This is a genomic window from Geodermatophilus siccatus, assembly GCF_900103785.1.
Classification (GTDB): domain Bacteria; phylum Actinomycetota; class Actinomycetes; order Mycobacteriales; family Geodermatophilaceae; genus Geodermatophilus; species Geodermatophilus siccatus.
The window spans coordinates 152,089-158,952 of sequence record NZ_FNHE01000013.1 but is presented as its reverse complement, the minus strand read 5'-3'; the positions used below and the strand labels follow the sequence as shown (position 1 = coordinate 158,952).

The window sequence follows — 6,864 nt, the reverse complement described above, 5'->3', positions numbered from 1 at the left end:
AAGCCGACCACCCCGGCCGCCGACCGCCCCGCCCAGCCGGGCACTCCGGCCAAGCCCGCCACCCCGGCCGCCGACCGCCCGGCCAAGCCCGCCACCCCGGCCGCCGACCGCCCGGCCAAGCCCGCCACCCCGGCCGCCGACCGCCCCGCGACTCCGGCCAAGCCCGCCACGCCGGCCGCCGACCGCCCCGCCACCCCGGCCAAGCCCGCCATCCCCCAGGCACCCGCCGATGACGGCGCTACCCGATCGTCTCGAGCCAGCGACTCCCAGCCGACACGACAGGCCGCCTCCAGTGCGTCATTGACGCGAGCGCCCGAGGTGAGCCTCACGCCGCAGGCGCACGGGAGGGACACGGGAGTCGGCGCTGACAACAGCATCACTGGCCAGCAGAGCCGGAGTCCCGTCCTCGGCGTCTCGCCAACGGAGAGCACACCCGCCCCGGAGACCCGCGACAGATTCGTCGTCGTAGATCTCCGTTCGGCTGCACCGTCGGCCGCTTCCCATTCGGCCACGTCGACGATCCAGGGGGCAATTCCCGGATCCGAGGAGGACACCGACCTCACGAGGGAACTGATCACCGCACCTCGATCGGAGGAGCTGATCACTCGTACGGATCCCTCCCCCGCAGTATTGGCTCCCACGGCGTCATGGAACCCAGTCGTTGCCTTGACAGGGAGCCGGCTCCCAGCGCTCCCATCCCTGCTGATCGTGCTCACGGGTGCCGGCCATGAGGTGTGCCAGGTTCCGGCCTCCGGAGTGGATCGATCGCGCACGCCCCTGAGCGTCGCCGAGGATCTCACCGGCGGACGAGGCAGTCTCCAGGCTTCCGATCACGTCGTAGCTCTTGCAGCCACCGACGTGCCGCTCACGTCCCCCGTCGGCACGCCGCCCCTACCCGCTGCCCCGGCCGCTCCTGTTCCGGTCGGTCCCGTCGCCAGCACCGGCATGAGCGGGACCACGTGTGGCGGCGGGCAGAACCACCAGTCCTGTGACGACGACGCCGTCCTCGATGAGGATCTCGCCGCGTCGGTCGCCCTCATGGCGGCCCGTGTGGCCTCTGGCGTGGCCGGTCACGTTCTCGGCACTGCGACCGATCCCGGCAGCCGCCCGGACTGACCCTCGGCGTCGCGTCCTCGCGCCCTGAGAACGCCCTGGTCATCAGCGCCACGTCCGGGCACGGCCACGGCCGGATCGCACCCGGATCCATCTTCCCCGCCATGTCACAGCACCCTGGCGCTCGCCGCCGGTGCCGATTAGGCCAAGGACTGGCCCCATGAACCGATCCACCTGTCCCCCGTCCCTCCACGTCCTCGCAACTGCGCCAGGCTCGTGCGGCTCCGGAGGTGCACACGACACCGATCGAAGTGACCGTGCCCGGCCCCGCGGCCGTGCGGAGGACCTCACTCCTGTCCTCGACGCGCACCCCCGCTCCGAGGGTTCTCGTCACGTCCGTCCCGACGAGGGAGGTGCGCGATGAGCGACGCATTCAGGGAGCGACTCGACAGCGTCCTGGCCCCCGATCCGTCCCCCGCCACCGGCCCGGCGGCAGTGATGCCCCGATTCGGCGCGGACGACAGCCGGGAACTTCGGCGCTTGGCTGAACCCAGCACCCGCTCCCCGGTCTTCACGACGTCGGTCGTCATCACGACGCACAGCCGCCCGGTCTACGACCCGTTCACCGCACGGCGTCGGCAGAACCCCGAGTGGCTGGTGGCCTACACCGCGATGCTGGTGACCGGGGACGTCATCGCCGCGATTGCGGCGGCGTGCGCGCTGATGCCGTTCACCGGCCCCATCTCGGTACAGGGCATCGCCCTCGCGGCCATCGGCGTGCTGGCCTGGCCGGCGTTGCTGATGTCGCTGAGCACCTACGCCGAGCGCCTGCACGGCACCGGGGCCGTCGAATACCGTCGGGTGGCCATCAGCGGGGTCATCGCCGTCGCCGTCGCCGGCTATGCCGCCCAGGTGCCTGCCCTTGTCGGGCTCACACGGTTGTTGCTCATCGGCGTCCCGGTGGCCACCGTGCTCACCCTCCTCAGCCGTGCTCTCAACCGCTGGCGGCTGCATGCGGCCAGGCGCCGGGGGCTCATGGCGAAGCGGGTCGTGCTGGTGGGTCGCGACAGCACCGTCCTGGATCTGGCCCAGCGACTCCGCCGGGATCCCGCATGCGGTCTGCAGGTCGTCGGCGCATGCGTGCCGCAGCCGCCGGGGTCGCAGTCCCTCGAGCGGTCGCAGGTCGCCGTGCTCGGTGACCTCAGCCAGGTCGTGCGCGTCGTGGACGAGGTCGGGGCGGACGCCGTCGTCGTGGCCTCGGCCAGCGAGACGGCCGGACAGTACCTGCGTGACCTGTCCTGGCGGCTGGAAGGAACGAACATCGACGTCCTCGCGGCACCGGGACTGTTGGAGGTGGCACCCCACCGACTCCAGATCCGGCCGACGACAAGCGCCCCGCTGATCCAGATCCGGGAGCCGGAGTTCCGCGGCCACCGGCGGGTGGTCAAGGGAGTCCTCGACCGGGTCGCCGCAGCTGTGTTGCTCGTTCTGGGCTCGCCCCTGCTCCTGGCGATCGGCGCTGCAGTTCGCTTCTCCAGTCCTGGTCCGGCGCTCTACCGGCAGTGCCGGGTCGGCAAGCGTGGCGTCTGTTTCGACGTCCTGAAGTTCCGCAGCATGGTCACCGACGCAGAGCGCCAGTTGGACGAGCTGCTGTCGCAGAACGAGGGCAATGCAGTGCTCTTCAAGATGCGCCGGGACCCGCGGGTCACCCCAGTGGGACGGTTCTTGCGTCGCTACTCACTCGACGAGCTCCCCCAGTTGATCAACGTACTGAAGGGACAGATGTCCTTCGTCGGCCCACGGCCCGCCCTCGAACGAGAGGTTGCGCGGTACGGGCCGGACATGCACCGCAGGCTGCTCGTGAAGCCTGGCATCACGGGTCTCTGGCAGGTCAGCGGACGATCGAACCTGAGCTGGGACGAGGCCGTGGAACTGGACATCCGGTACGTCGAGAACTGGTCGCTCGGGCTCGACCTCGCGATCCTGCTGCGCACGATCCGCGCGGTGCTGCGGAGTTCAGGGGCCTACTGAGGTGTGTGCGGTGCGGGAGGACCGGGTGCCCGTCACCCGGTCCTCGGCCTTGGCGCACGGCCGGCGCCTCCGGACCACGCCGACGGGGACCCGGAAGGGGCTCATGCCGCGGAATTGCGGTGCGCCCCGCGTCCTCGCCGCCGGCCATGCCCGCCGCGCCCGCTTCCGCGCGCCGCCGTCCGGCACAGACCGTGGGCACTTCACCGGCAACGCGAGGACGAGGAGACCATGGCCCGCCCGGTGCAGCGGCTCAGCCGTCGAGGCGCGGTTCCTCGCCGGGCGGCCACGTCCACGTGAAGCCCACCGTGACGCCCTCGATCTCGTCCATGAACCGGTGCGCCGAGAACTCGTCGTCCAGCGGCACCCGCTCGGCCGCCCGCAGCCCGGCATCGGGGCCGTAGCCGTCCCACAGGGCCCAGTGCAGCTCGGCCGGCAGCCGCCCGGGCGTGAACGCCACCCGCATCTCCAGCCGCTCCACCGGCTGCCGCGCCGCCCGGCGCAGCTGCGGCGGCGGTACCGACTGCCAGTCGAAGACCGTCTCGTACTCCAGCGACGCGGTCTCGCCCAGGCCCAGCGGCCGTGGGAAGCACAGCTCCACCGCCGTGAACCCCTCGCCGTCGGGCCGCGGCTCGCCCGCCGTCGCGCCGCGCAACACCCGCACCGACGCCTCCCGCCGGTCCAAGCGGAAGGTGTACGAGGCCAGCCCGGGCTGCAGGGCGCGCACGACCTGCACCGTGCGGTGCCGGACCGGCAGGCCGTGCGGGCCGACGACGTGCAGCTCGTGCAGGGACACCGTGCGGTGCGGCGGTCCCGCCTGGCTCACGCGATCGCCCCCATCCAATCGGCGGGGCGGACCTGCGGCGTCCCGCTGTGGATGGGAACGTACCCGCAGGTGGGAGGGGGTGCCCGGTGCCACAGAGGGACGACGACACCACGCTCCGCGTTGCCGTCGTCGCCGCCGCCCCGCCGGACCGCGCCGCGCTGACCGCCGCGCTCGAGGGCGTGCCCGGCCTCGAGGTGGTGGCGTGGGCCGATTCCGCCGGGGCGCTGGTCGTCCTCGGGACCCGCGCCGACGTCTGCCTCTGCGACCGTGCCCCGACCGCCGGGCAGACCGCACTGCTCGCCGACCGCGGCTGCCAGGTCGTCGTCCTGGAGCCCGGCACCGACCCCGTCGGCACGCTCCGGCGGGTTCGCGCCGGCCACCGGCCGGGGACGACGCCGGTCCGGCCGCGCCTGGCACCCCGGCAGCTCGAGGTGCTGCTGGCCTACGTGTCGACCAACGACGTCCAGTCGGCGGTCGCCCGCTCGCTCGGCATGGACACCGAGACGCTGAAGACGCACCTGCGGCGGATCCGCGCCAAGTACGCCGACGCCGGCCGGCCCGCCCCGACCCGCCGCGACCTGTACGTGCGCGCCATCGAGGACGGCCTGCTGCCGCCGCCGTCGTCCTGCCGCTGACCGGCTCCTCCGGCCGGTCGACCCCCGCCCGCTGCCCACGGCCAGGAGGCGGCGGACGGGCGTCCGGGGCGGCGCGTCAGCGGGTGATCGTCGGGGCGTGCCCGTTCGAGGCGACCTGCTGAGCGGCCTCGCGGGCGGCGAGCCGCTCGCGCTGCGGGACGACGGTGTACTTGGGGTCCTTGGCGCTGGCCATGCCCGCCTCGAAGACGCCGAAGCGGGTGAGCAGCGACCCGGCTGCCAGCAGCGTGCCCGAGACGACGGCGCCCAGCCGGGTGCGCCCGCCGAGGATCGCCAGTCCCATCCCGGAGGCGGTGCACGCCCTCGCCGCGCGCATCAGCACGCCCGCGCGACCGATGCGGTACGGCTCGGACACGATGCTGCTGCCGTGCTCGACCCGGCGCAGGGCGGCCAGCTCGATCCCGGCCCCGATGATCCCCATCTTCCGCGCCGGGGCAGCCTCGTCCAGCGGGGTGAGCGCCATGCACAACCCCCCGCCGGCAGCCATGCCGGAGGCGCCGAAGACGAACGGCAGCTCCTTGTGCGCGGCGTGCCAGGAGGGGACGGCGGTGTTGGCGAACAGCACCCCGGTGTAGGTCGCCAGCGGGCCGCCGAACAGCGCCGCGACCACCCCGCCGAAACGCTTGAGCCGCGGGAACCAGCCCAGCAGCTCCACCGCCGCCGTCGCCCCGGCCGCCCCGCTGAACGGCGCCAGGATGTAGGAGCCGATCGACAGCGGGGACGTCGGCTTGACCACCCGCAGCATGTGCAGGAACCGCTCGGGCCGGCCCAGGTCGTGGATGAGGAACACGACCGAGGCGATCGCCGCGCCCCCGGAGACGTACCGGGCGTTGCGGGTCAGCGTCGGCCGGTCGGTGAGGTCGGCCAGCGCCGCCATGATCGACGACGAGCCGGCCGCGCCACCGAGGAAGAGGTACAGCGGCACGTCCGGCGTCTTCCACACCGGCGGCTTGATGATCGGCCGGCCGTAGTACGAGGTGAACTCGGCCTCCTCGACCATCGCCACCTCGCCGCCGGGACGGCCCCCGCCGCGGCGGCGCCGCTTCTGCCGCCGCTGCGCCGGCGGCCCGTCCGCGCGGCGCCAGCCGGCGCCGGGGGTGGTGATGCCCTCGGTCACAGCTCCCCCTCGCTGGCGCTCGTCGGAGCCGTGCCAGACGTCGCTCTGCCCATGCGTGACCTCGCGAGCTCGGTCACGTCTACTTCCTCCGCGAGCCGAGGACGGCGGACAGCGCCACCCCGACGATCATCGCCGCCGCCGCTCCGGCGGACTTCCACATCGCGGGCAGGTCGCGCGTGGTCACCACCGGGTCCGGCGGCAGGCCGTAGACCTCCGGCTCGTCGAGCAGCAGGAAGAACGCCCCCGCGCCGCCGACGCCGTCGTGCTCGTCCCGCCCGTAGAGCCGGGCCGTCTCGACGCCCTGCGACTTGAGCGTGGCCAGCCGCGCGTCGGCGCGGGCCTGCAGCTCGTCGAGGTTGCCGAACTGGATGGACTGCGTCGGGCACGCCGTCGCGCACGCCGGCTGCAGGCCGTCGGTCAGCCGGTCGTAGCACATCGTGCACTTGAACACCCGGCCGTCGCCCTTGCGCTGCTCGATGACGCCGTACGGGCAGGACGGCACGCAGTAGCCGCAGCCGTTGCAGATGTCGCCCTGGACGACGACGGTGCCGAACTCGGTGCGGAACAGCGCGCCGGTCGGGCAGACGTCCAGGCACCCGGCGTGTGTGCAGTGCTTGCACACGTCCGAGCTCATCAACCAGCGGATCTGCTTGTCCGTGCCCGACTGCCCGGTCTGCGGGTCGAACTCCGACAGGGCCTCGGCGTTGAGGACGCTCTGCTGCGCCGTCGCCAGGCTCTCGTCGTTCGGGCCGTCGGTGACCGAGCGGCCGCTGTCCTGGCGGTCGTCGCCGGGCCGGCCGAACGTCGGCATCGGCAGGTCCACGGTGCGGGTCTGCTCGATGAACGCCACGTGCCGCCAGGAGTTGGCGCCCAGCTGCCCGGTGTTGTCGTAGGACATCCCGGACAGCCCCATGACGTCGCGCACGCCGTGCGCGTCGTCCATCGGCAGGGTGTTCCACTCCTTGCACGCCACCTCGCAGGCCTTGCAGCCGATGCACACCGAGGTGTCGGTGAAGAAGCCCACCCGCGCCGGGTGGTCGCCGTCGTAGCCGGCCTCGCCCTGCACGTCGGGCAACGGCCCGAACAGCCGGTTGTCGGGGTCGCGCCCGGTGAAGGCCGGGCTCGCCGAGCTGATCGAGGTCACGCCGGCCTCCTCTCCGTCTCGAACCTGCTCACGCCGTCCTGGC

Annotated in this window: 5 protein-coding genes and 1 pseudogene; 3 read left to right on the top strand and 3 right to left on the bottom strand. The window is 73.1% G+C overall.

Annotation, left to right across the window (positions count from 1 at the left end; genetic code table 11):
* Window positions 1-1,116 (top strand): annotated as a pseudogene (locus tag BLS21_RS25655) (hypothetical protein); the annotation flags it as partial.
* A 357-nt stretch (window positions 1,117-1,473) separates the two neighbouring features.
* Window positions 1,474-3,084 carry a sugar transferase gene (locus tag BLS21_RS21260; protein ID WP_091223208.1) on the top strand — a complete coding sequence of 537 codons (1,611 nt, stop codon included), beginning with the start codon at window positions 1,474-1,476 and terminating at the stop codon, window positions 3,082-3,084.
* A gap of 250 nt (window positions 3,085-3,334) precedes the next feature.
* Here BLS21_RS21260 and BLS21_RS21255 read toward each other — a convergent pair whose 3' ends face one another.
* The gene (locus tag BLS21_RS21255; RefSeq protein ID WP_091223206.1) at window positions 3,335-3,907 is read right to left on the bottom strand and encodes a hypothetical protein; all 573 of its coding nucleotides are present in this window, start codon (window positions 3,905-3,907) and stop codon (window positions 3,335-3,337) included.
* 86 nt (window positions 3,908-3,993) lie between these two features.
* On the opposite strand from BLS21_RS21255, the gene BLS21_RS21250 reads away from it, so the two are divergent.
* Complete coding sequence (locus tag BLS21_RS21250; protein ID WP_091223204.1) at window positions 3,994-4,542, top strand: response regulator transcription factor; 549 nt, start codon at window positions 3,994-3,996, stop codon at window positions 4,540-4,542.
* Between the two features lie 76 nt (window positions 4,543-4,618).
* Here the strand turns inward: BLS21_RS21250 and nrfD are convergent, their stop codons facing one another.
* Window positions 4,619-5,677: an NrfD/PsrC family molybdoenzyme membrane anchor subunit gene (gene nrfD, locus BLS21_RS21245; RefSeq protein ID WP_091223202.1), complete on the bottom strand. Its 1,059-nt coding sequence runs from the start codon at window positions 5,675-5,677 to the stop codon at window positions 4,619-4,621.
* Window positions 5,678-5,756: 79 nt separating this feature from the next.
* Complete coding sequence (locus BLS21_RS21240; protein ID WP_091223201.1) at window positions 5,757-6,821, bottom strand: 4Fe-4S dicluster domain-containing protein; 1,065 nt, start codon at window positions 6,819-6,821, stop codon at window positions 5,757-5,759.
* Between the last annotated feature and the right edge of the window lie 43 nt (window positions 6,822-6,864).